The 22,739-nt window shown below is 70.2% G+C and carries 31 protein-coding genes and 1 pseudogene; 18 read left to right on the forward strand and 14 right to left on the reverse strand.

Annotated features, from left to right (window positions below; translation table 11 throughout):
• Positions 1–206 precede the first annotated feature (206 nt).
• The 4 genes and pseudogenes from N0B31_RS17250 (at position 207) to N0B31_RS17265 (ending at position 2,956) form a co-directional block, all read left to right on the forward strand.
• Positions 207–539 (forward strand): EMC6-like membrane protein, encoded by a 333-nt coding sequence (locus N0B31_RS17250; RefSeq protein WP_260592856.1) that lies wholly within the window; start codon positions 207–209, stop codon positions 537–539.
• Positions 539–2,398 carry a ribosome biogenesis/translation initiation ATPase RLI gene (locus N0B31_RS17255; RefSeq protein WP_260592857.1) on the forward strand — a complete coding sequence of 620 codons (1,860 nt, stop codon included), beginning with the start codon at positions 539–541 and terminating at the stop codon, positions 2,396–2,398. Before N0B31_RS17250 ends, N0B31_RS17255 begins: the two co-directional genes overlap by 1 nt.
• A gap of 42 nt (positions 2,399–2,440) precedes the next feature.
• Entirely contained in the window at positions 2,441–2,704 is a 264-nt protein-coding gene (locus N0B31_RS17260) for a type II toxin-antitoxin system HicB family antitoxin (RefSeq protein WP_260592858.1), read from the forward strand.
• A 1-nt stretch (position 2,705) separates the two neighbouring features.
• Positions 2,706–2,956: pseudogene (locus N0B31_RS17265) on the forward strand (type II toxin-antitoxin system HicA family toxin).
• 12 nt (positions 2,957–2,968) lie between these two features.
• Here N0B31_RS17265 and N0B31_RS17270 read toward each other — a convergent pair.
• Positions 2,969–3,574: a hypothetical protein gene (locus N0B31_RS17270; protein WP_260592859.1), complete on the reverse strand. Its 606-nt coding sequence runs from the start codon at positions 3,572–3,574 to the stop codon at positions 2,969–2,971.
• Between the two features lie 91 nt (positions 3,575–3,665).
• On the opposite strand from N0B31_RS17270, the gene N0B31_RS17275 reads away from it, so the two are divergent.
• A complete protein-coding gene (locus N0B31_RS17275) occupies positions 3,666–4,439 on the forward strand; it encodes a PHP domain-containing protein (RefSeq protein WP_260592860.1) in 774 nt (257 codons plus the stop codon).
• Positions 4,440–4,444: 5 nt separating this feature from the next.
• Here N0B31_RS17275 and N0B31_RS17280 read toward each other — a convergent pair whose 3' ends face one another.
• Positions 4,445–4,966 (reverse strand): archaemetzincin family Zn-dependent metalloprotease, encoded by a 522-nt coding sequence (locus tag N0B31_RS17280; protein WP_260592861.1) that lies wholly within the window; start codon positions 4,964–4,966, stop codon positions 4,445–4,447.
• 39 nt (positions 4,967–5,005) lie between these two features.
• Here N0B31_RS17280 and N0B31_RS17285 point away from each other — a divergent pair, with 39 nt between their 5' ends.
• Genes N0B31_RS17285 through npdG form a run of 5 tightly spaced genes read left to right on the forward strand, consistent with a single transcriptional unit; the run spans position 5,006 to position 7,937 of the window.
• On the forward strand, positions 5,006–5,437 hold the full coding sequence (locus N0B31_RS17285) for a UPF0146 family protein (protein ID WP_260592862.1): 432 nt from the start codon (positions 5,006–5,008) through the stop codon (positions 5,435–5,437).
• On the forward strand, positions 5,434–6,327 hold the full coding sequence (locus tag N0B31_RS17290) for a TIGR01548 family HAD-type hydrolase (RefSeq protein ID WP_260592863.1): 894 nt from the start codon (positions 5,434–5,436) through the stop codon (positions 6,325–6,327). Before N0B31_RS17285 ends, N0B31_RS17290 begins: the two co-directional genes overlap by 4 nt.
• A gap of 31 nt (positions 6,328–6,358) precedes the next feature.
• Complete coding sequence (locus N0B31_RS17295; protein WP_260592864.1) at positions 6,359–6,793, forward strand: hypothetical protein; 435 nt, start codon at positions 6,359–6,361, stop codon at positions 6,791–6,793.
• A 44-nt stretch (positions 6,794–6,837) separates the two neighbouring features.
• Positions 6,838–7,221, forward strand: coding sequence for a hypothetical protein (locus tag N0B31_RS17300; protein WP_260592865.1), 384 nt, complete (start codon positions 6,838–6,840; stop codon positions 7,219–7,221).
• Positions 7,222–7,268: 47 nt separating this feature from the next.
• Complete coding sequence (npdG, locus tag N0B31_RS17305; RefSeq protein WP_260592866.1) at positions 7,269–7,937, forward strand: NADPH-dependent F420 reductase; 669 nt, start codon at positions 7,269–7,271, stop codon at positions 7,935–7,937.
• A gap of 200 nt (positions 7,938–8,137) precedes the next feature.
• Here the strand turns inward: npdG and N0B31_RS17310 are convergent, their stop codons facing one another.
• Together N0B31_RS17310 and N0B31_RS17315 are read right to left on the reverse strand one after the other, a co-directional pair.
• Positions 8,138–8,827: a DUF8127 domain-containing protein gene (locus N0B31_RS17310; RefSeq protein ID WP_260592867.1), complete on the reverse strand. Its 690-nt coding sequence runs from the start codon at positions 8,825–8,827 to the stop codon at positions 8,138–8,140.
• A 177-nt stretch (positions 8,828–9,004) separates the two neighbouring features.
• Positions 9,005–9,283, reverse strand: a complete 279-nt coding sequence (locus tag N0B31_RS17315) for a thioredoxin family protein (protein WP_260592868.1) — start codon at positions 9,281–9,283, stop codon at positions 9,005–9,007.
• Positions 9,284–9,417: 134 nt separating this feature from the next.
• Here N0B31_RS17315 and N0B31_RS17320 point away from each other — a divergent pair, with 134 nt between their 5' ends.
• The 4 genes from N0B31_RS17320 to hisE all read left to right on the forward strand — a co-directional run bounded on the left by N0B31_RS17320 (position 9,418) and on the right by hisE (position 11,299).
• The gene (locus tag N0B31_RS17320) at positions 9,418–9,573 is read left to right on the forward strand and encodes a preprotein translocase subunit Sec61beta (RefSeq protein ID WP_260592869.1); all 156 of its coding nucleotides are present in this window, start codon (positions 9,418–9,420) and stop codon (positions 9,571–9,573) included.
• Positions 9,574–9,759: 186 nt separating this feature from the next.
• Positions 9,760–10,368, forward strand: coding sequence for a pyridoxal 5'-phosphate synthase glutaminase subunit PdxT (pdxT, locus tag N0B31_RS17325; protein ID WP_260592870.1), 609 nt, complete (start codon positions 9,760–9,762; stop codon positions 10,366–10,368).
• 188 nt (positions 10,369–10,556) lie between these two features.
• Positions 10,557–11,003, forward strand: a complete 447-nt coding sequence (locus N0B31_RS17330) for a bifunctional nuclease family protein (RefSeq protein ID WP_260592871.1) — start codon at positions 10,557–10,559, stop codon at positions 11,001–11,003.
• Positions 11,000–11,299: a phosphoribosyl-ATP diphosphatase gene (hisE, locus tag N0B31_RS17335; protein WP_260592872.1), complete on the forward strand. Its 300-nt coding sequence runs from the start codon at positions 11,000–11,002 to the stop codon at positions 11,297–11,299. Before N0B31_RS17330 ends, hisE begins: the two co-directional genes overlap by 4 nt.
• Here hisE and N0B31_RS17340 read toward each other — a convergent pair.
• The 4 genes from N0B31_RS17340 to N0B31_RS17355 are packed head-to-tail and all read right to left on the reverse strand — an operon-like array spanning position 11,296 to position 13,028.
• A complete protein-coding gene (locus tag N0B31_RS17340) occupies positions 11,296–11,652 on the reverse strand; it encodes a hypothetical protein (RefSeq protein ID WP_260592873.1) in 357 nt (118 codons plus the stop codon). The two genes, hisE and N0B31_RS17340, sit on opposite strands and share 4 nt — an antisense overlap.
• A gap of 42 nt (positions 11,653–11,694) precedes the next feature.
• Complete coding sequence (locus N0B31_RS17345) at positions 11,695–12,018, reverse strand: ASCH domain-containing protein (protein WP_260592874.1); 324 nt, start codon at positions 12,016–12,018, stop codon at positions 11,695–11,697.
• A gap of 35 nt (positions 12,019–12,053) precedes the next feature.
• On the reverse strand, positions 12,054–12,620 hold the full coding sequence (locus N0B31_RS17350; protein WP_260592875.1) for a hypothetical protein: 567 nt from the start codon (positions 12,618–12,620) through the stop codon (positions 12,054–12,056).
• Positions 12,621–12,653: 33 nt separating this feature from the next.
• Entirely contained in the window at positions 12,654–13,028 is a 375-nt protein-coding gene (locus N0B31_RS17355; protein WP_260592876.1) for a DUF5518 domain-containing protein, read from the reverse strand.
• A 151-nt stretch (positions 13,029–13,179) separates the two neighbouring features.
• On the opposite strand from N0B31_RS17355, the gene N0B31_RS17360 reads away from it, so the two are divergent.
• Positions 13,180–14,148 (forward strand): NOG1 family protein, encoded by a 969-nt coding sequence (locus N0B31_RS17360; protein ID WP_260592877.1) that lies wholly within the window; start codon positions 13,180–13,182, stop codon positions 14,146–14,148.
• Positions 14,149–14,361: 213 nt separating this feature from the next.
• On the opposite strand, the gene N0B31_RS17365 is transcribed toward N0B31_RS17360, so the two are convergent.
• Together N0B31_RS17365 and N0B31_RS17370 are read right to left on the reverse strand one after the other, a co-directional pair.
• A complete protein-coding gene (locus tag N0B31_RS17365) occupies positions 14,362–15,120 on the reverse strand; it encodes an SIMPL domain-containing protein (RefSeq protein WP_260592878.1) in 759 nt (252 codons plus the stop codon).
• Between the two features lie 42 nt (positions 15,121–15,162).
• Entirely contained in the window at positions 15,163–16,524 is a 1,362-nt protein-coding gene (locus N0B31_RS17370; RefSeq protein ID WP_260592879.1) for a TIGR00341 family protein, read from the reverse strand.
• A 117-nt stretch (positions 16,525–16,641) separates the two neighbouring features.
• Here N0B31_RS17370 and N0B31_RS17375 point away from each other — a divergent pair, with 117 nt between their 5' ends.
• Entirely contained in the window at positions 16,642–18,360 is a 1,719-nt protein-coding gene (locus N0B31_RS17375; protein ID WP_260592880.1) for a right-handed parallel beta-helix repeat-containing protein, read from the forward strand.
• Positions 18,361–18,422: 62 nt separating this feature from the next.
• Positions 18,423–19,040, forward strand: coding sequence for a GTP-binding protein EngB (gene engB, locus N0B31_RS17380; protein WP_260592881.1), 618 nt, complete (start codon positions 18,423–18,425; stop codon positions 19,038–19,040).
• Between the two features lie 209 nt (positions 19,041–19,249).
• Here the strand turns inward: engB and N0B31_RS17385 are convergent, their stop codons facing one another.
• From N0B31_RS17385 to N0B31_RS17400, 4 genes are read right to left on the reverse strand one after another with little or no spacing between them, the layout of a single operon-like run.
• Positions 19,250–19,630, reverse strand: coding sequence for a hypothetical protein (locus N0B31_RS17385; RefSeq protein WP_260592882.1), 381 nt, complete (start codon positions 19,628–19,630; stop codon positions 19,250–19,252).
• A gap of 40 nt (positions 19,631–19,670) precedes the next feature.
• Positions 19,671–20,423 carry a DUF3179 domain-containing (seleno)protein gene (locus N0B31_RS17390; protein ID WP_260592883.1) on the reverse strand — a complete coding sequence of 251 codons (753 nt, stop codon included), beginning with the start codon at positions 20,421–20,423 and terminating at the stop codon, positions 19,671–19,673.
• A 59-nt stretch (positions 20,424–20,482) separates the two neighbouring features.
• Positions 20,483–21,133, reverse strand: a complete 651-nt coding sequence (locus N0B31_RS17395) for a DUF6663 family protein (RefSeq protein WP_260592884.1) — start codon at positions 21,131–21,133, stop codon at positions 20,483–20,485.
• A gap of 60 nt (positions 21,134–21,193) precedes the next feature.
• A complete protein-coding gene (locus N0B31_RS17400; protein ID WP_260592885.1) occupies positions 21,194–22,126 on the reverse strand; it encodes an alpha/beta fold hydrolase in 933 nt (310 codons plus the stop codon).
• A 137-nt stretch (positions 22,127–22,263) separates the two neighbouring features.
• On the opposite strand from N0B31_RS17400, the gene N0B31_RS17405 reads away from it, so the two are divergent.
• A complete protein-coding gene (locus N0B31_RS17405; protein WP_260592886.1) occupies positions 22,264–22,713 on the forward strand; it encodes a hypothetical protein in 450 nt (149 codons plus the stop codon).
• The last annotated feature ends 26 nt before the right edge of the window (positions 22,714–22,739 follow it).

Below are 22,739 nucleotides of genomic sequence, written 5' to 3' on the forward strand. Positions count from 1 at the left end.
ACCACCCCGCGACAGCGGCGACCGGCCACTCTGCTGTGCTGTCTACCGTGTCCCGCGATTCGCACTCTGCTCGTCGTCGCGGCGCCCGTTCCGCCACTCACCTCCACAGGATACGGAGAAACAGCGAAAGACGGGGGAACGTCCCGTACCCGACGACACCTAGCAAGCGAACCGCTTTTGCCGCCACGTCTCGGACCAGACGCTATATGGCGACAGACACCGCGAGTCCGCGGGCCTCGCACATCCGGGGCGTGACGGTGACGACGCTGGCCTCGCTGGCCGGCGTCGTCGCCGCCGTCGTCTCCTCCATCGTCACGGAGGGGGCCGCGAACCCGGCCACCGACACCCTCGGGCTCTACGTCCTCGCCGCCGCGATCCTCGTCCAGCTCCCCATCCTGCAGGTGCTGGGCAAGACGGGGCTCGTGGCGGTCGACGTCGAGGAGTTCGGCGCGAAGGACTACCTCTACGTCGCGTTCATGACGTTCTCGCTGTGGTTCGTCTGCTGGACGATCATCCTCACGACGGGGACCACCTTCTGATGGCCGACGACAGTATCGCGGTGGTCGACCTCGACAGGTGCCAGCCCGACCGCTGTAACTACGAGTGTGCGAACTACTGCCCGCCCAACCGGACGGGCAAGGAGTGCATCGTCACACGGGAGGAGGCCCACGGCGAGAACGAGCCGTTCGAGGGCAAGCCCGACCAGATCGTCATCAGCGAGGAGATCTGTCTGGGCGAGACCTGCGGCATCTGCGTCGAGAAGTGCCCGTTCGACGCTATCGAGATCATCAACCTCCCACAGGAGCTGGAGGAGGAGCCGGCCCACCGCTACGGCGAGAACGCGTTCGGCCTCTACGGCCTGCCCGCGCCGAAAGAGGGCCGCGTCACGGGCCTGCTCGGTCCGAACGGTATCGGGAAGTCGACCGCGGTGCGGATGCTCTCGGGCGAGATAACCCCGAACCTCGGGCAGTACGACCAGCCGCCCAACTGGGAGGCCGTCCTGGACCAGTACCGCGGGACGGCGCTCCAGAACTACCTCGAAGCGCTCGAGGCCGGCGAGGTCACCGTCGCGCGCAAACCACAGTACGTCGACAAGATTCCGGACCAGTTCGACGGCGCGACCAACGAACTGCTCGCTGGCGTCGACGAGCGGGGCGTGGCCGACGAACTCGTCCAGCGCCTCGAACTCGAGGCCGTCTACGACCAGCCCATCGACACGCTCTCCGGTGGCGAACTCCAGCGCGTCGCGCTCGCCGCCACGCTCGTCCGGGACGCCGACTTCTACTTCCTCGACGAGGTGACGCCCTACCTCGACATCGGCCAGCGCGTGACCGCCGCGCGCCTCATCCGCGAACTCGCCGACGAGGAGGACCGCTCGATGATGGTCGTGGAGCACGACCTCGCCATCCTCGACCTCGTGGCCGACACGCTCCACGTCACCTACGGTGAGCCGGGCGCGTTCGGTGTCGTCACGACGCCCAAGTCGACCCGGAACGGCATCAACGAGTACCTCTCCGGGTATCTGGAGAACGAGAACATGCGCATCCGGCCGGAGGCCATCAAGTTCGAGGAGCACGCGCCCCGGACCGTCAGCGGTAACGAGGACGCCCTCGTCTCCTACCCGGCACTCACGAAGTCGTACGGCGACGGCGAGTTCACGCTCGAGGTCGACGCCGGCGAGATCCGGAACAACGAGGTGCTGGGTATCGTCGGCCCGAACGGCATCGGGAAGTCGACGTTCGCCAAGCTACTGGCCGGCCGCCTCGACCCCACCGAGGGCGAGGTGGACTTCCGCCTCGACATCTCCTACAAACCGCAGTACGTCGAGGTCGACCAGCCGATGCGCGTCGACGCGTTCCTGTCGTCCATCACGAGCGACTTCGGCTCCTCGTACTGGAACACCGAGATCGCCCAGCCGCTCCAGCTCCAGCGCATCATGGAGCAGCAGCTGACCGACCTCTCGGGCGGTGAGCGCCAGCGCGTCGCCATCGCGGCCTGTCTCTCCCGCGAGGCGGACCTCTACCTGCTCGACGAGCCGAGCGCCCACCTCGACGTCGAACAGCGGGTGATGGCCACCCGCGCCATCCGCCGCTACACGGAGAACCACGGCAAGACGGCGATGGTCATCGACCACGACATCTACATGATCGACCTGCTGGCCGACCGGCTGCAGGTGTTCGAGGGTACCCCGGCCGAGCACGGGCACGCCGGCGCCCCCGTCGGGATGCGCGAGGGGATGAACACGTTCCTCTCGAACCTCGACGTGACGTTCCGCCGGGACAAGCGCACGGGCCGCCCGCGCATCAACAAGCCCGGTTCGCAGAAGGACCGCGAGCAGAAGAAGGCGGGCGAGTACTACTACGCACCGACGGCCGAGGACGACGAGGACGACAGCTGAGCGGCCGAAGGCTTATTCACTCGCTCTCACTACTCGTATCCGATGAGCACCACGGCCGGTGACCGCCGCGAGGAGGGCGTCGAGTTCACGCACGAGGACGGCCTCGTGACGGCACTCGACCTCGAGACCGGCGTCGCGGCGAGCGGCGAGTCGAAGGCCGAAGCCCTGTCGATGCTCGCGGAGGCCCTGGAACTCCACGAGGGCGGTGGCGAACCCATCGAGGACGAGGCGGCGTTCCTCCGTGAGGTCGGTATCGACCCCGAGGAGGTCGACGCGGACGAAACGCCGCCACCGTGGCTCGAATAACGTGGTCTACGCGGACTTCTCCGGACGGGAGATGGTGAAGGCGCTTCGAAGGATGGGGTATCGACCAGTCAGACGCGCCGGCAGCCACGTCAAACTCCGCTACGAACATCCGGAGACCGACGAGGTCCGGGTCGTCACGGTGCCACTCACGGACGCCGACCACATCTCGCAGGACACCTACCGGTCTATCGCTCGTCAGTGCGTGCGAAGGAGTTCGAAGCGTGGGTCGAGTGGATGCGAGACGTCCGCTGAGTGCGTTCGCGCTCAGCGACAGACCACGGGCGTCCCACCTTCGGCCAACCGCCGCAACGAGTCGGCGTCACGCGGTGTCCCCTCGTAGCCCCGCCGGAGTGCCACGTCCGGGCCGGCGTAGTAGACGGCGAACAGGTAGTCGTCCGTGATGACGGTGTCGCCCTCCCGGTTGCGCTCGCTGGTCGAGAAGAAGCCGTCGACAGCGACGAGGTACCCCTCGCCGGCCCGCTCTGTCCGGTTCGACTGCGGGTCGACACGCAGTTCGAGGTTCTCGGTGTCCCCGTTCGCCTCGGTCGCGAGGTAGCGGTTGTACCGGTACACTTCCTCGAACGCGGTCGCGAACGACTCGGCCGTGCCGGCGTCGAGCGGCTCGGGATACTCGGGGTACGACCTCGGTTCGTAGCCAGCGACCGGGGTCGGCTGTGGCCACTCGAGCGCCTCGCACTCGCCGGCTTCTGGCGTCTCGAACGGTCTGGGAGTCGGTGTCTCGGTTGGCGAGGCGGGGGCCGAACTGGCGGTCGGCGACGCCCCACCGTCCGACTCGGCACACCCGGCGAGGGCGACACCGGCGCTCACGAGGCCGGCACGGAGGAGCGTTCGACGGGAGACGGGGGCCACACTGGCGCTTCCCGAATTGCGGGTAAGTGTCTTCTCCCGAGAGGGTCCACCACAGATAGTTAACCGCTCGCCGCCTCCCCTCCACCACCGAATGCGGTTCGACTACCACACCCACTCCACCTACTCCGACGGGTCGTTCCTCTGGTCGATGGCCCGCGCCGCCGAGGAGGCCGGCTTCGAGGGCATCGGGTTCGCCGACCACTGCAACGTCTCGCCCGACTCGAAACAGGAGGGCCGGAAGAAGGCGATGGGGTTCAACCTCGACACCACCTACGACCGCCGTCGCGAGGGTATCGACCTCGTCCGCGACCGGTTCGACATCCGGGTGTTCGACGCCGTCGAGATGGACTACGAACCCGAGGACGAGGCCGCAATCCGCGAGTTCCTCGACTCGGCGGGGTTCGACTACGCCATCGGGAGCGTCCACTACCTCGACGACGTGAACGTCCACATCCAGCCGTACTTCGAGCGCAAGCCCGAGGCCGAACGCCGCGAACTGGTCGCGCAGTACTTCGACAAACTGGTCGCGCTCGCGGAGTCCGAACTGTTCGACGTGGCCGCACACCCCGACCTGTTCGAGCGGACACCCGCGCTCCGGGGGCTCGCCACGCGCGAGCAGTACGAACGCGCCGCCGAGGCGTTCGCCGACTCCCGGACGGTTCCGGAGGTGAACGCCGGGCGCGCGCTCCGGGAGTACGGGGAGTTCCACCCGAACCCGACGTTCCTCGACGTGCTCGCGGAGTACGGCGTCGAACTGACGGCGGGGACCGACAGTCACGACCCGGCGGACGTGGGGCCGCGGAAGACGGCGCTGGAGGAGACGCTGGCAGAACGGGGGTTAGAGGTGGTGGAACTGGACCTGTAAGCGCGCTACAGCACCTGCCGATTGCAGGTGCCACACAGGTTCTCCTCTTTCACGTCTACCTCACGCACCGTCGGGGAGAAACTCATCACACAGCGGTTGTTGTCGCAGTGCTCTAGACCGAGCGTGTGGCCGATCTCGTGGACGACCTCCTTGCGGACGCGGTTCGAGAACACCTCGCCGGAGGAGGTGTGTGAGATGCCGCCGTCGGAGGACGTCTGGAGCCGGTAGGTCGAGATGACCGACCCGTTCCCGGAGAGGTACGCGAGGCCGAAGACGTAGTTGCGTCGGCGGTAGTAGAGGTCGAGTTCGGTGATAGCGATGTTCTTCTCGCCCGACCCTATCCGCGACGCCAACTCGATGAACTCCTCGGCCCGGTACTGCTTCCGGCCGGGGTCGTACGCGCCGTCGGGGACGTCCTGCTGGTCGTGGATGGTCACCTCGCATCCGTAGACCGACCGCAGGCCGGCGGAGGCCTCTCGCTTCACCCCCGCCTTGACGTCGCCGACCGGCACGATGTCGACGTGCATGAGAAAGCATTAGATAGGCCGGTTCATAAACATCCCGACGTGTCTACCGAGCCGAGCGAGGCGCTGGTCGCCCGACTGGAAGGCCACGGCCGCGCCGTCGAGGTGGGTGTCGGCCGCCGTCCCGACGTGGCCCGCGCGCTCGCCGCGCGTGGCGTCGACGTGACCGCCACCGACGTCCACGAGCGCCCGACGCCCACCGAGGTCCGGTTCGTCCGCGACGACGTGACCGACCCCACGCTCGCCCACTACCGGGGTGCGGGCGTCGTCTACGCGCTGAACTGCCCGCCCGAACTCCAGCGGCCGCTCGTGGACGTGGCCCGTCGGGTCGGCGCCGAGTGCTACTTCACCACGCTCGGGGCGGACCCGGCCGTCGTGCCCGCGAGCCGCGAGTCGCTCCCCGGCGAGACGCTGTTCCACGCCAGCGGGGCCGCCGCCGACGCGCCCGCGCCGCTACGGGGTGAGCGGCCGTGACCGGTTCCGACCGGTTCGCCGTCGACGCCGTCGTCCTCGACGTGGACGGCGTCCTCGTCGACGTGGCCGACTCCTACCGCCGGGCGGTCGTCGAGAGCCTCGAACGCGTCTACGGCGAGACCGTCGAGAAGACGGCGATACAGGCGTTCAAGGACGCCGGCGGCTTCAACGACGACTGGGAACTCACCTACGCGCTCGCGCTCTACCTGCTCGCCCGCCGCGAGGGCCTGGACCGCGACGTCGACGCCTTCACCGACGTGGTGGCCGCCTCGGGCGGTGGACTGTCGGGGGCCGAGGCCGTCGTCGCCGACCTGCTCGGCCCGGCCGCTCGCGAACGTGCACGGGCCGCGTGGGACCCGGACCGACTTCGCGACGTGTTCCAGCAACTCTACCTCGGGGCCGACCTCTACCGCGACCTCGAGGGGGGTGAGCCGGACGAACTCCCCGACCACGAGGGGTTCATCAACGACGAACCGACGCTCGTCACCGAGGCCACCATCACGGACCTCACCGAGCGGTTCGACGTGGGCGTCGTCACCGGCCGCCCCGCCGCCGAGGCGGACATCGCGCTCTCGCGGGTCGGCCTCTCGCTCGCCGACGAGTTCGTGTTCACGATGGACTCGCCCGAACCGGGCAAGCCCGAACCCGACGCGCTGGTCGAACTCGCCCGTCGCTTCGACAGCGAGGCGACGGTCTTCGTCGGTGACACGCTGGACGATGTCCGGACCGTCGTCAACGCCCGCGAGGCCGACAGTCGGACCTACTACGGCGCGGGCGTCCTCACCGGTGGGCTGACCGGCGAGGCCGGTCGCGAGAAGTACCACGAGACGGGGGCAGACGTCGTCCTCGACACCGTGAACGACCTGCCTGACGTGGTCGAGCCCCGGTAGCTTCATCCGTCCCGACACGTACTCTCGAGCGATGCCCTCCAGCACCGACGAGACGCTCGGCCGCGCCGGTGACCTGCTCTGGCTGGCGGCGAGAGCGGCGGCACTCGCCCTGCTCGTCACCGCCGCCGTCCTCCTCGCGCTCGGCGCCCTCCGGAACCTCGGAACGTGGGTGGTGACCCTGACCGGCGTCCTCGTCCTCGGCGGCGTCGTCGGGGCACTGTTCGGCAACGGCCAGTGGGGACCCGGCGGCGAGGCGCGACAGCACGCCACCTTCGTCGTGTCGCTGGTGCTCCTCAACGTCGGGTTCTGGTCGCTCCGTGACTGGACGCTCGGGTCCCCCACCCCGTCGCCGACGGCCGCGTTCCTGCGGCTGTTCGCCGGCCTCTGTCTCCTCGCGACCGCCGGGTGGCTGGCGTACTTCGGCGGGCTGGCACGGCTGCGGGCGCTGGTCGCGCTGGACGGGTGACCGGTGACGGGTGACTTATGCCCGTCCCGCCGCTCGGTCTCCGCGTGTCCCGCCTCCACCCCGAACTCCTCCCGACGACGGCCGTCCTCCTGACGGTCGCGTTCGTCACACTCGCGCTCACCACGCCGCCCGACCCGTACACGCAGGTGCTGTACGGCGGGCCCGCGCTCCTCGTCGCGGGCGGTCTCGCCGCCCTCCTGACCCACGGCGGGGGGTTCGACCGCCTCGGCTGGTCGCCCGCCGGGAAGGACCACGGCTGGACGGTCGCCGTCTTCCTCGGCGTGACCGTCGTCGTCGGGGTGTTCGTTCCGGACGCCACCTCGCCGGCCGTCACCGGCATCGGTCCCCTCGCGGGGTTCCTCCTCGGCGCGTGGCTCGGGTGGGGTGACGGGCGCTCGCGGCTCTCTCGCGCCGAATCGGCGGCCTGATTCACCGCTCTCGGAACGCTTACCTGCCGAACGGCCGACCGTGGGGTATGCGAATCGCGCTACTCGGCGGCACCGGCGATATCGGCGAGGGACTGGCGCTGCGGTGGGCCTACCACACCAACCACGAGGTGCTGGTCGGGTCGCGTGACCCCGACCGCGCCCGTGCGAAGGCCGAGGAGTACGAGACGGAACTCGACAGTCGCGGCGTCGAGTGCACCGTGAAGGGGTTCGAGAACGCGATGGCGGCCGACCGTGCGGACGTGGTCGTCCTCGCCGTCCCCGCGTACCACCTCGTCGACACCGTCGAACACGTCGCGGACCGACTGGACGACGAAACCGTACTGGTCACCCCGGCCGTCGGGATGCGCCGGGACGACCACGGCTTCCACTACAACCCGCCCTCGGCCGGGAGCGTCGCGGCGCTCGCCGCCAACGCCAAGCCGGACGACGTGCCGCTCGTCGGCGCGTTCCACAACCTCGCGGCCGGCCGTCTCGCGGACCTCGACAGCGAGTTCGAGTGGGACACGCTCGTCTTCGGTGACGACGACGACGCGACCGACCTCGTCTCGACGCTCGCCGAGGAGATCGAGGGGCTCCGTGCCGTCGACGCCGGCGGCCTCGCCAACGCGGCCGAGGTGGAGTCGCTCACGCCGCTGCTCATCAACGTCGCGGCGAACAACGAGGGGATGCACGCGCTGGGCGTCCGCTTCCACTGAACCTTTTTCTCGTCGGGTGCGCCTGCGGCGCACCACTCCTCGAAAAACGTCCTCAGAAATCGAAGATTTCTGATGGGCTCCGGTAGAGCTCCGCTCTACCGAACGTTCGTGAAAAAGGCGGCGCTCACTCCGTTCGCGCCGGGTGGGTGAGCTAGCCCACCCGCACCGCGACAGCACCGCAACCGGACCGTACCGCGCTCTCACTCCTCTATCGCTCGATAGCCGCTCCGCAGCAGGGCGACTCCCGCCCCGATACCGACGACCCAGACGACCGGCTCGATACCCGCCGAACTCGACAGACTGTACCCCCGGAGGTAGACGAGCGTGTAGCCGTCGCCCGTCTCGACGACGCGACCCTCGAACGTCGGTCGCTGGTCGGCGGCGACACCACCGGTCCGGACGGCCCACTCGCCGGCCAGCGGGAGGGTGCCCGGTGGGACGGCGACATCCTCGAGGACGGTCCGCGCCGACACGCGTTCGAGCGCCAGTCGCGTCCCGTCGTCGGTCAGGGTCGTGTTCCGCTCGTAGTACTCGCCACCGACCTCCACGTACTCGGGGTCCGGCACCCGCTCGACGATGCCGGGGACGGTCCGCGGGCCGTCGGCGACCAGTTCGCGTTCTAGGCCACAGACCCGACCCCACTCGAAGGGGTTGTCGCTCGAGCAGTCGACCCCCTCGACCCCGTGGAGCCGGAGCGCGTCCTCGTCACCGAACGCGAGTTCGCCGTCCTCGACGGTCACGTCCGTCGTCCGGTAGCGATACTCGGTGCCGTCGAGGTCGAGCGGGACGTACCCGACCCAGAGCGGCGTCACCAGCAGGAGCGTCCCGACGACGAACCGCGCGGCTATCGCCTGTCGTCGAGTGGGGGACCAGCCACGGGCGAGCGACATGGCAGGCGCTTTTCGGGGACGGGACAAGTGTCTGCTGGCGGGGCGGTGGCGGGCGGTGCGGTCGCTGTTAGGCTAGTTCACCTACCCGCGGCGAGCGTCAGCGAGGCGCGCCTTTTGAATCCAAAGTTTTGCGCGAGTGGTAGGCGAAGCCGACCCGAGCGGAAAACTTTGGTGGCCTTAGGCGGTAGCCACGGCGCCCGCTTCCTTCAGCGCCGCCTCGATGTCGTCGCGCTGGGTGACGCCGACGAACCGCTGGACGATGCCGTCGTCGTTCTCGACCACGACGGTCGGGAGCGAGCGGACCTGGTACTCGTTGGCGACGTCCTGTTCCTCGTCGACGTTCACCTTCTCGAACGATACCTCGGGGTAGTCCTCCACGAGCTCCTCCAGGATGGGGTCCTGGGTCTTGCAGGGGCCACACCAGTCCGCGTAGAAGTCCTTGAGGCTGACGGTCATGGGTACGTCAGGAGTTGCGGAGCATCGCGCATAAGGGTTTCCCAGCGACGCCCCGGGGGCGCACTGCCGCGTCAGCGAGTCACCCACGCCGGCGAGGGGGAAGGCTTACGGTCCGTGCTCACCCATCAGCGGACATGAGCAGCAGTGGCGGCGGACTGATGTCCAGTGCGGGACTGGTCCGCTACTTCGACAGCGAGGACCGCAACGCACCCACCATCGACCCGAAGACCGTCGTCGCGTTCGGGGTCCTGTTCGGCGTGCTGATCCAGATCCTGAACGCCGTCGCGTAACCCCAAACTTTTCTCGTCGGGTTCGCGCCTGCGGCGCGAACCGCTCCTCGAAAACTTTGGATTCGAAAGCGCGGCTCGCTGACGCTCGCCGCGAGTAGCGGCACTGGCCGCTACAGCACTGCACCGCACCGCGACCGCTCCGCCCGATTCCAGCGGATTCTTGCTCCTCCTGTCCCTACGGTGGCTATGAAACTCATCGCCGGCGTCGTCGCCGTCCAGGGCGACGTCTCGGAACACGCCGAGGCCATCCGCCGGGCCGCGGCGAGCCACGGCCACGATGTCGAGATACGCGAGATACGGACCAGCGGCGTCGTCCCCGAGTGCGACCTCCTGCTCCTACCGGGCGGGGAGTCGACGACCATCTCCAGACACCTCCAGCGGGAGGGCATCGCCGATGAGATACTCGACCACGTCGCGGCCGAGAAGCCGGTGCTGGCGACCTGCGCGGGGCTCATCGTCTGCTCGCGCGACCCGAAGGACGACCGGGTCGCGGAACTGGGCGTCCTCGACGTGAGCGTCGACCGGAATGCGTTCGGCCGGCAGGCCGACTCCTTCGAGGCACCGCTGGACGTCGCCGGGCTGGACGAACCCTTCCCGGCCGTGTTCATCCGTGCACCCGTCATCGACGAGGTCGGTGACGACGTCGAGGTGCTAGCGACGTGGGACGACCGTCCCGTCGCGGTCCGCGACGGCCCCGTCGTGGCCACCTCGTTCCACCCCGAACTGACCGGCGACTCGCGCATCCACGACCTCGCGTTCTTCGAGAACGTCGAAGCGGAGACGCCGCCGAAGTAGCGGCGACCGCCGCCAATTCGCCGAGCCGCCGCTCGCTCCGCTCGCGGGGACACCAGCGAACCGAGTCGGGCACCGCTTCCCGCCGAACCGCTCCGGTCGGGCCGCCCGCTGGGCTGCCGACACACGCCGCCCCGTCAGCAGCTAGCCGCGACCAACTCACTTTTCCACGCGCCGCGCCTCCTCGGCGTATGAACGCGACCATCGACGCCGTCCGGGTAGCGGGCACGCCAGACGGTCCCGTCCCCGTGGTCATCCTCGCAGTCGAGGGCGAGACGGACGTCGTCCCCATCTTCATCGGCATCGAGGAGGCCCGCGCCATCGCCCACGGGATGGACGCCGTCGACATCGGCCGACCGCTGACCCACGACCTCACCCTCGACATCGTCGAGGAACTCGGCAGTCGGGTCGACCACGTCGTCGTCTCCGGTCTCGACGAGGGGACCTACCTCGCCGAACTCCACCTCCAGACCCCGCGCGGCGAGGCCGTCGTGGACGCCCGCCCGAGCGACTCGCTGGCACTCGCCTCGCGGACGAACGCCCCCATCGAGGTCGCGACCGAGGTGTTCGAGGAGGGCCGACAGGCGCCCGAGGAGTTCGCGGACCTGCAGGACATCAGGGAGGCGTTCGAACAGTGACGGACGAGTCGGCCGACGCGATCCTCGAGGAACTGTTCGCCGTCATCGAGTCCCGGAAGGCGGACCTCCCGGAGGGCTCGTACACCGCCTCGCTGTTCACCCACGAGAAGGGCGAGAACAGGGTGCTGGAGAAACTCGGCGAGGAGGCGACCGAGACCATCCTCGCGGCGAAGGACGACGACCACGAGGAACTCGCGGCGGAGTCGGCCGACCTCGTCTACCACCTGCTCGTCCTGCTGTCGATGAAGGGGATGGACCTCGCGGACCTGCGCGAGGAACTGGCGGCGCGTCGTTAGCCCCAGCGCCACGCCAGCCCTATCGCACCGCCTGCAAGCAGACTCTCGACGGCGACGACACCACCGAATCCGAACAGGAGCACCACGGAGAGGCCGAACCCCGGAGCCACGCGCTCCGGCGGCGCGAACGTGAGCCACGCGAACAGCCCCGCCCACACCAGCACCGCACAGCACACCCCCACGAGCAGCCCGTGGACCAGCCCGCCCCGGAGGCCGGGCGCGCCGAAGACGCCCGCCACGACGCCGGGGGCGCCGCCCGCGAGGACGACGAGGACGGGGTCGGTGACCAGCGCCCACGTGACGCTCCCGACGAACGCGACCAGCCCGAAGCCGACGGCACGGAGGGACACCATCGAGCGGTCTGCGTCCCCCGCCCGCAAAAAGGTCAGTCCGTCTCAGTCCTGCTTCTCGAACCGGTAGCGGACCACGGTACTGGAGTCGTCCCACTCGAAGTTGCCGCCGTGGACCTTCACCATCCGTTGCTTGTACGCCGCCAGCGACTCGCTCCCCTCGCGGCGGGCGTCCTCGTCGGTCATGTCGCCGAGGGTGCGGTCGTCGACGCTCGTCACCTCGAACGTCGTCCCGTCCACCTCGAAGGTGTCGCCCTCGTCGGCGTAGTGCTGGCTCGCGCCGCGGTGGATCTGGCTCACCTCGCCGGAGAGGGCCATCTGCTGGACGCGGTCGTTCGGCAGGAGCTCCGAGGCGTCTATCTCTGCCATACCAGGTGTTGGACCGCGAGGCGCATAAATCCGGGTCAGCCGGAAGGTGTGGTGGTCGACGTGTCGCTCGGGACCCGGGTCGGGGTCGGCCGGGGCGTCTCGGGTTCGCGCTGTTCGACCACCACCACGTAGCGCGTCGGGCGTTCGGCCTCGCTCTCGACGTCGACCGTGGTGCTCACGTCCACCTCGGTACCGGCCGGCTTCGGGTCGAGGAACGGCTTCGTGTAGCGGTTCAGCGCCTCGTAGCTGTCGCCCGCGTACACCCGCCACGTGACGGTGACCGACTCGACCTCGGCGGTCGTCGTCACCCGCCCGCGAATCTTCACGACGCCGGCGTCCTCGGCGTAGGTTGCCCAGAGGTGCTCGTACTCGGCGGTGCTCCCGGTAGCCACCTCCCAGTCGACGGTGTAGGCTGGCGTGGGCGAGACGGTGGGCGTCGGCGAGTCGGTCACCGTCCGGGCCGGCGTTCCGGTGACGGTCGCCGTCGGCTCTGCCGTGTCATCGGGGGCCGGCGTCTCGTCGCTTCCGCTGAGTGCTGAACAGCCGGCGAGGGCCGCGAGCGACCCCGCCCCGAGTGCCAACAGCCGTCGTCTGGAGGGCATCGAGCGACCGTTCGACCCCTCCCCACTTCACTCTCAGGCGAACAGGGCGCCGAGGAGACCGCCGATGGCGCTGTCGAGCGCGAACACGAACGCCAGCACCACGCCGACGACGAGGACGCCGCCCCCGCCGAGGAGGCTCCCGACGGGACCGCCGGCGAGGCCCCCGATAGCCGCGCCGAACAGCGCGAACAACAGTGCCAGCAGGATACCGCCGATGGCCCCCGCGAGCATCCCGTGCCACGCGCCACGGAGGAGGCCACCCGGCCCCTCCGAGCAGGCGACGTAGCCCGCCGCGATGCCGGCGATGAGCCCGGCCCCGACGTGCCCGATGACCGGGATCACGAACGCCACCAGTCCCGCGACGATACCCACGAGGAAGCCGATGCCGACCGCACGCCAGTCTGTCATGCCCGTCCGTAGACCGGCGCCGGATATGGGTTTAGTGGCCGGTGATATCCTCGATACGGGAGCGGGACACACTGGCCGTGCGTCGCCGTCTCACGGACCGTCCGGCCCACATGGACGGCCTTATGAACGTCCACACGGTAACTCGGGTAGCATGAGCGGGCCCTTCGAGAACCTCCCGACGACGCCGCGGTCCGAGGAGCTGCTGGACAAGGCGTTCTCGCGAGCGGCCCGTGCCGGCCGTGCCAAGACCGGTATCGAGGCACAGGAGTCGATGCTCCAGACCGCCGGCAACATCCTGAGTGACAACCTCCAGAACGTGGTCACCTCGTGGCCGGACTTCTCCGAACTCGACCCGTTCCATTACGAACTCGCCGACGCCATCGTCGACGTGGACTCGCTCCGACAGGCGCTCTCGGAGGTCCAGTGGGCCTCCCGGCAGGTCGGGAACCTCAAGGGCGAGTACCAGGGGAAGATACGGCGTGCCGACACCGACACGGCCCGGAAACACCGGAAGCAGGCGTTCGCCCGCTTCGCCAGCATCCTCGAGGAGGTCGAGGACGACCTGCTCGAGATCGGTGCGGCGCGCGACGAACTCAAGCACGTCCCCGAACTCGACCCGGACGAACCCGCCATCGTCGTCGCAGGCTACCCGAACGTCGGCAAGACCTCGTTCATCAACCGCGTGACGAACGCGCGCAACGAGATCGCGAGCTACCCGTTCACGACGACGGAACTCCACGTCGGGCACGTCGAGCGTGACTACCTCCGCTACCAGCTCGTCGACACGCCCGGCCTGCTCGACCGCCCGGCCGACGAGCGCAACGACGTCGAGAGACAGGCCGTCTCGGCGCTCACCCACCTCGCCGACGCGGTGCTGTTCGTCGTGGACGCGAGCGGGAACTGTGGCTACCCGCTGGAGATACAGCTCGCCCTGCGTGACGACCTGAAGGACCGGTTCCGCGACGTGCCGGTCGTCACCGTCTGCAACAAGATGGACCAGTCGACAGACGTGGCCGCGGACTTCTTCATGAGCGTCGAGACGGGCGAGGGCGTCGACGAGGTGCTCGACGCGGCCGTCGAGGCGGTCGGGTACGAGCCGGAACTGCCGTTCGACGAGTAACACCGGTCTACTTCCGCCCGTTCCGAGGTTCTCGATACCACAGACGACAGCGCGATAGCTGGTACAACGTAGACCGCGACCGCGCAGCAGTAGCCCCGGTCAGCCCTGGCGGGCTGCCCCGGGAGCCCTGCCCTTCCCCGGCGCGCGGCCACGCGCTCCCGTTCGGTCGCGCTGGCCACGCAGGCCGTCTGGTTCGACCGGCCGAGCGGTCGCTTACTGTTCGGCGTCGATGCCGTAGACCACGCTGACCGACGCGGTCACCGACACGTCGCCGGGTTCGAGGACGGTCCTGCTCTCGGCGGCGTCCCCTCGGGCGAACTCGACCGGGGAGACCGGTCCGACACTGTTCGACGTGGAGAGCGACTGGACCGGGCCGACCGAGACGCCGGCGGCGGCGGCCATCGTCTCCGCGTCGGTGCGGGCGTTCTCCACCGCGAGGGTCAGCGCCTCCTGTCGGAGTTCGGCACGCTTCTCCTCGGAAAGGGTGAACGCGACGCCGGCGACGCGGTCGGCGCCGTTGCCGACGGCCACGTCGACGATCTCACCGGCCCGGTCGGGGCTCACCTCGATGCGGAACGAGTGGACGGCGCGGTAGCCGTCGAGGGTGCGCTCGCCGTCGTCGTACTGGTACTGCGGGAAGACGCCGAACGACTCCGTGGTGACGTTCGCGTCGGGCACACCGGCGTCGCGGAGCGCCTCGCGCATCTCCTCGACGGCCGTGGCCACGTCACCGCGGGCGCGGTCGGCCGTGTCCGCCTCACGCTCGACGGCCACGCGCACGACGGCGAGGTCCGGAGCGGCCTCGACGGTGGCCGCCCCCGAGACGCTGATGCTCGGGGTGCTGTCGGCCGTCTGCTCGGTCGTCTCGGCGGTCGACTGGGCGAGCGGGGTCGGACTGCCGGCCCCGACACAGCCGGCCAGCAGGACCAGCAGCGCCACGAGCGCGGCTCCGATTCGGGTGTCTGGACGCATGTCGCTCCCGAGGATGTCGGCGAATATGAACGTCTCGTAGTCTCAAACGGGTGATTGAGCTATCCGCCTGAGCGAGCGGGAGTCCTCGCCCCCGGCCGTCCGGACCGACGGACTCCGCTCCACGGTCACGTACCGTACCTCGACGGGCACGTCCCGGCCGACCACGTCACGCACCTCCGAACCGAGCGCCTCGGCGAGGCTCCCTCGCTCCTCGCCGGGGGGGACACCGACGGTGACGACCACGCGGTCTATCTGTCGGAGGACCGGGAGGTCGAACTGCGGTTCGGTCTCCACCTCCATCGAGAGCAGCGAGAAGCGGGCGTACTCGCCGTCGTCCAGCAGCGACTGTATCTCGTCGCGGAGCTCGGTCTCGACCTGCGAGTTCTGGAAGGTGTCGTAGGTCACCCCGCCGAGGAACAGCGAGAAGATGGCGATGAGGACGACGAGGACGGTCACGCGCTTGAGGGTCGCCGAGCGGGCCTCCTCGTGCCGGAAGAAGTACTCCGGGCGGTAGCCGGCGTACCAGAGCACGAGCAGCGCCGCGAGGTTGACCGACAGGCCGTTCACGAGGGCGAGGACGGCGGCCGGGAGCGCCACGGCGGGGAGGCCGAACGCGATGCCGATGCCGACGGTCGCGGCGGGCGGCACCAGCGCGACGGCGATCATCACGCCGACGATGGCCGAGGAGACGCCCGTCGTCAGCGACACCGCGCCGGCGACGCCCGCGCCGAGTGCCACAGCCAGCGAGAGGAAGTCGGGCTCGAGGCGCTCGCGGACCTGCGCGTTGCTCGCGGGGTCCAGCCCCGGTGGGACGAGGTTGAGCATCTGGACGAGGAGTCCGAACACGGCAGCGGCGAGGACGGCCATCCCCATGCCGACGACCTGTAGGCGGACGCCGCGGCTGAACAGCTCCTCGTCGTCGACGACGGTGCCGACGGCGGCGGCCATCGCCGGCCCGATGAGCGGCGCGATGACCATCGACCCGACCACGGTCGCGGGCGAGTCGAGCAGGAGCCCGGCCGTCGCGACGACGGCGCTCACCACCGTCAGCGTCAGGTACGTCGGGAGCGGCGAGGCCAGACCCTCGGCCGTCGCGCTGAGCTCCTCTCGCGAGATGCGGTCCTCCTGCTGTTCCTCCTCGTAGCGCTCCGAGAGCGCCTCGAACCCGGTCGTCTCGATGCTCGCCGCCTCGGTGATGACGGTGAAGGAGTCGCCGACGCCTATCTCCTTCAGCCGGTCGAGCACCGGCTCGACGGCGGCCGTCGGGAGCGCGAACGTCACGACGTGGGTGAACTCGGAGCGACCCGTCTCCTCGTTGAGCACGTAGTCGACCCCCTCGTCCTCGAGGACGCCGACGACGGCGTCTCGCTTCCCTCGCGGCACGGAGACGTGGAGCAGTCGCACGCTCCCGAGTCGCCGGGGCCGGGCAAGAAGGTGACGGGTAGCAGGCGACTACCCGGGCGCCCTGCCGTCTTAGCAGGCGTATAAGTAAGCGGTCGCGGCGGCGGCGCACAGGCAGGTGTGACCGACCCACCGGACCCGACGGGACCCGACGGGGTCCCGCGGCGGCGACTGCTCCAGGGCGCGACCGGCCTCGCGGCGGCGCTGGCGGGGTGTGCCGCCAGCGGAGACTACGGGGCCTCGGAGCGAGTCACGGTGGCGTCGACGACGGACCTCCACGCCGCCTTCGAGGCGCTCTCGCCCGGGGACGTGCTCTACGTCTCGCCCGAGAACGCCCCCTACCGCACCCGAGGGTGGCTGGACGTCGACGTCTCCGACGTGGCAATCCTCGGCCCCGGACTCCCCGGGCTCCTCGTCCCCGTCGACCAGGCCGACTTCGGCGGCGTCCGTATCGGCCACCGCGACGCCTGCGAGAACGTCCTCGTCGCGGGCCTCGGGTTCGACGGGAACCGCGGCCGGACGTCGGGGGCGCCACGACGCCACGGTCTCGCCGTCCACGACGCCACGAACGTGACGCTCGCGGGGAACCACGTCCGCCGGACCGGCCCGCTGCGACACGGCGACGGCGGCAGCGGCATCAGCGTGGCCCGTGCGGCCACCGGCGTCAGGGTCGTCGGGAACGTCGTCGAGGACTGGGGTGACCGTGGCATCCAGCTCGCGGGTACCCGGCTGCTCGTCACCGGGAACCGCCTCCGCGTCGGCCTCGACCGCGCCATCTCCTGTGACCTGTGGTATCCACGCGGGACGAACCACACCGCCCGGCACGTGCTCGTCTCCGGGAACCTGCTGGGAGAGGTCCGGGAGGGGAGCCTCACCGGCGTCGCGCACAACGCCTCGGTCGACGAGCACCACGGGAACGTCGCGATCGTCGGCAACGTCGGCTACGGCACGCACAAGTCCTTCTGCCACGTCCGTGGCCCCGAACCGGTCCGGAACGTCACGGTCCAGAGCAACACCAGCACGCAGGCGACGGACGGGCTCGAGACCGATCGCACCACCCGGTACGCGGGCGTCGCCATCGACCCTGCCGGCGGCCGGAACCTCGCCGTCCGGAACAACGAGTTCCACGGCTACAGCGGCCACGGCGTCAACGTCGACGGCGCGGTGCGGGACGTGACCGTCCGGGGGAACACGCTCTCGCGCCCCGCGCTGGCCGGCGTCAGGGTCCGCCACGCCCGGCACGTCCAGGTGGCAGACAACCGCATCGTCGACCCCGGTGCCCACGGTGTCCGTCTCGAGGACGCCGCCGAGGTGGTCGTCGCCGACAACCACGTCCGGGGCGCCGCAGGCGTCGGCATCGATGTCGCGGGTGACGGCGACGTGGGCCACGACGTCCTCGACAACGTCGTCGCCGGCACGGGCCACGCGGGCGGCGCGCCCGTCATCCGCGTCCGTGCCCGCGGGGTCCGGGTCCGGGGCAACGCCGTCCGGCGCCGGGCCGGCCCCGCCGTCCGTGAGGGGCCGGCCGCCGGAGGGAACCTGTACGAGGCCAACCACGCCGAGGGCGAGGCGCCGTGGGTCGTCACGGCCCCCGACTCGCGCACCCGGGCCAACACCCCCCCGGTGGACGTCCACCGCGGACTGACGGCCGACGCCGACGGGCGCGTGACCGTCCGCTTCGACCGGCCGTACGCCCGCCCTCCGCGACTCACGTTCGGCCGGCGACCCGGCCCCGTCGGCGAGACCACCTACCTGACCGACGCGGACGGGAACGCCGTCGGCGCCGAGGTGGCCGTCGACGGCGACGGCCCGGTCGACGTGTTCGTCGACGACGCCTGACCCGGTCACGCCGACGACCGCCGTCTCGTGAGGCTTAACCGCGCTCGTGGCCCACCCTCGGTATGTTCGACACCCGCCCGGACCGCGACGCGGAGGTGGTCCTCGTCGGCCGGTCCAACGTCGGCAAGTCCACGCTGATGCGGGAGATCACGGGCCACAGCGTCTCCACCGGCAGCAAGCCGGGCGTCACGAAGAAGCCGAACCACTTCGACTGGGTGAGCGAGAGCTTCGTCGTCACCGACCTCCCCGGGTTCGGCTTCATGTCCGGGGTCCCCGAGGAGCGCCGCGAGCAGATCAAGACCGACGTGGTCCGCTACGTCGAGGCCAACGCCGAGCAGATCCTCGTGGGCGTCCTCGTCGTCGACGGCAAGAGCGTGGTCGACATCATCGACCGCCACTCCGGCCCCGACGAGATTCCCCACGACGTGGAGATGTTCCACTTCCTCCGGGAACTGGAGATCCCGACCGTCGTCGCCGTCAACAAGATGGACAAGGTCGACGACCGGGACGAGCGACTGGACGCCCTCTGTGACCGCCTCGGCCTGCTCCCGCCGTGGCAACAGTGGCAGGAGGTGATCGCCCCCATCTCCGCCAAGCGCGAGCAGACCGAGGCGTTCGACGAGGCCGTCAGGCACCACCTGCACGAGGCGAAGCGGGACGACCTGTTCAAGTTCTTCTAGAGAACCTTTTTCTCGTCGGGTACGCCTGCGGCGCACCGCTCCTCGAAGAACGTTCATGAAAAAGGCGCGCCTCGCTGGCGCTCGGCGCGGGTGGGTGTGCTTGTCCGCGACAGCACCGCACAGCACCCCCGCCGCAGCGGATAGTCGGTCAGTTCGCTCGTGGCTTACTCCGCGCTGGACCGTGACGGCCAGTACGTTCTGTCCGCACTCTACACCGACGCTCTGTTTCTCGTTCTCGTCAGTCGGTACGCTCCCACCGCCGACCCGAGGACGAACCCTGTCGCGAGTAGCGTGAAGACCGGCACCGAGAGCGTCCGCAGGAGCCGCGCCCGAATCACGAGGAACACCAATCCGACGGCGAGGTAGACCGCGAGCATGGTCACCGGGTCGGTGACGGCGTCCCGCCACAGACCGGCCGCGCCCGCTCCGAGTGCGAGCAGTCCCCCGCCGACGTGGAACGCGACGACGGCGAACTGCCAGAGGACGGCCGGACCGCCTTCCGCCGCCGAGGGGACGCGCCCCACGAGAGACAAGAGGAACACGCTCCCCACGACGAGCAGTGCCAACGCAGGGAGCGACTCACGGTTCACACTCCTGAGTGCGGCACCGACGGCAAGTGTCTTCGGGCGCTCAGAGCGTCCCCGAAATCGGTGGCGGGAGGAGGACCTCGGTGTCCGGGTACTCGGCCTTCCACTCACCCCACGTCGCCACCGTCGAGGGGAGGATCTCGAAGTCGGTGCCCGTCTTCGGCCCGCAGATGGCCCGAGCGGCGAGCTGCGACCATCTCGACTCGGTGGCGACGTCGTAGAGGACGAGGTTGCCGGTGTTGCGTATGCTCGGGTCCTCGCCGAGTCCCTCGCCCGCGACGAACACGTCGCCGTCGGCCTCGCTCGCGGCCGCGTAGGCGTCCGGCGGCTTCCAGAGCAGGCCGGAGACCCCGAACGTTGTGGGCTCGCTGTCCACCTCGCGGCGGGCGACGAGTCCCGAGCGACAGAGGGGACAGTAGGTGACCAGCAGGGGTCCCCCCACCGTGTCGTTCACCACCTCGTTCCGGCGAAGGATGGCCAGCGGATAGGCCCGCGCCACGCCGCCGCGTTCGATACCGACTACCTGCCGGTCGTCGGTCAGGCCGCCGGTCCGGCGGAACCTCTCGGGGATGCGTGGGTCAGACCAGTCCGCGGCGAACACCGGGTCGTCGATGGCCGGAATCAGGTTCGGTCTCAGCTCCTCCTCGCAGATGGTGCTCGGGAACCCCAGCTCGGCGAAGTCCTCGCCCGCGTCCGCGTCGGGGCGTGGTGTGGGGCCGGTATAGCCGAGGGTACACCCCGCGAGCGAGGCGGTGCCGAGGGTTCCGACCGCGGCGAGGAGGCGACGACGGTTCATCCGACGTCCCGGTTTCGGCTTGAGCGACCTAAGCCTGCGTCGGCTGTGCGGCGTGGCGTTCAGAGCGCGTACGGGTCGAAGTCGGGCCGGGTGTCCTCGCCCCGCGGCAGGCCGTAGCACTCGCGGTACGCGTCGGCCAGCGACTCGCCGGCCGCCGTGAACGCGAGGGCGACGCCGTAGGGGTGGGAGTAGGCGCTGGCCCCCGGCGGGTCGGGGTCGACGAACAGCACCTCCGCGGGCGGGTCGCCGACCTCCGGGACGGCCGCGAACAGGTCTTCGAGCGGCAGCAACCCGGCGAGGACGTTCGGGACGAACGCCCCGTTCGGGAGCGGGTCGCGGGGCTGGACGCCGCAGGCCCCCACCGCCCGCCCGCCGTCGTCGGTGAGCGTGGTCCACGTCGGGTGCGTCCGACCCTCGCCCCACAGGTCGCGGGCGACGGCGGGCGGGTCGGCGTCGCCCGCGAACGCGAGGTCGACACCACCGACGCGCTCGACCGACTCGAGGTGCCACGGCTCCTCGGCGTCCGGGTCGCCCGACAGCGTCGCGTCGACGAGGTCACCGGTCCGGAGGGCGTCGACGGTCGCCTGCAGGTCGCCGTAGCCGGACTGGTAGACGGTCCGGACCGTCGGCTCCGCGACGGCCTGCAGGTTCAGGTGGTGGACCGCGGGCACGACGCGGTAGACGCGGAATCGGCCCGAACGGACTGTCATGCCCGGCGTTCGGCCGCCAGCGGTCTGTACCCGTCGGTCCCGGCGGTCCACGGGGGTGAGTCAGCGACCCACCGCGTCCGCGAGGAACGACCGGACCTCCCGGGTGACCCGCTCCTGTCCCACCGGCGAGAGGAAGTGTCGCTCGCCGACGAGCGTCACCCGCTCCGTGTCGGCCGGGAGGAACCCCCGCGACCGCTCGTGGAGCCACGCGGCCGGGAAGAACGGGTCGCCCGCCGCCCCGATGAGCAGGGTCGGCTCGTCGAACGCCGCCAGCGCCTCGGGCCCGGCGGGCCCGGGGAACCCGGTCTTCACGTCGGCGGTGCGGAGAGCGAGGGCGACCGTCTCCCGGACCACCGGGTGGACGTGGGGGACCGGGCTGGTGAACAGCGGCGACAGCGCCGCCGCCAGCAGCCTGTCGCGTGGGACGAGCCGGTACGCCAGCGAGAGTCCGACGACACGCGCGAGCGTCGCGGACGGCGAGACGCCGAAACCGGCGGAGACGACGAGCGCCGCCGTCGATATCCGGTCCGGGTCGTGCGCGATGGCCTCCAGCAGGACGCCGCCGCCGTGCGAGACGCCGACCACGGGCGCGCTGTCGAGACCGAGCCCGTCGAGCACCGACCCGACCCACTCGCCGTAGTCGGCCGGCGACTCGGTCGCTCGTTCGGCCGGTTCGCCGGGCGTGTCCGGCGCGAGCAGGTAGTACTCGTCGACCAGCGACTGGAGCCACGAGAGGGTGACCGGGTTCGTCACGTTGGCCCCCTGCAGGAGGAGCAGCGGCGGCGCGTCGGGGTCCCCGGCCGTCAGGAGGTGGGTCGTGCCGTCGGGCGTGGCCACCTCGCGGTCGGTCACCGGCACCGTCAGGAGGTCCGCGCGAGCCTGCCGGTAGAGCGAGGCGAACGGCGACGTGTCCTCGCCCACCGCCGGTCGTGACCGCGACACGGCCACACTCGACTCCTCGTCCGTTCGGTCCCCACCGGTCCGTCGTGTCATCCAGATGACTCGGTCGCGGAGCGACCTGACCGTTTCGCCGACGTCGCGGGCGACGGGTGGCGCGCTCGCGCCCGGCCGAGCGACCGTGCCCAACCTGTTGGGCCAACGCTCTCGCCACGGCGGCGACTCCACGCGATATGGACGACCAGCCCCGAGCGACGACCGACCGTTCGAGCACGCTCACGCCGCGCGCGTACCTCCTGTTCGCCGTGGCGACACTGCTCGGACTGGCCCACCACCTCGACCACGTGATCCGCGGGAACCACGTCGGCTGGCCCATCACCCCCGACGTGAACCCGTTCACCTACAGCCTCGCCATCTACCCGCTGGTCGTCCTCGGGTTCACGCTCTCGCTCACCGGCCGGGCTGGGGCGCGCTACTGGACCGTCGTGATGACGCTCGGGGCGGGGATGCTGGTGTTCTTCCACCTGAGTCCGTGGGCAGTCGAACCGCCGACGGACGTGGTCCTCCCCTACGCGACCCCGGCCTTCGGCTACCTCGCGTTCGGGATACTGCTCGCACTGATCTTCGTGGTCGCCGCCGGGGCGCTCTACTCCTTCCGACTCTGGGGTCGCGAGTTGGCGTGAGCGACCAGCGGCCGCCGGGTGGACAA

This window comes from Salinirubellus salinus (assembly GCF_025231485.1).
Classification (GTDB): Archaea; Halobacteriota; Halobacteria; order Halobacteriales; family Haloarculaceae; genus Salinirubellus; species Salinirubellus salinus.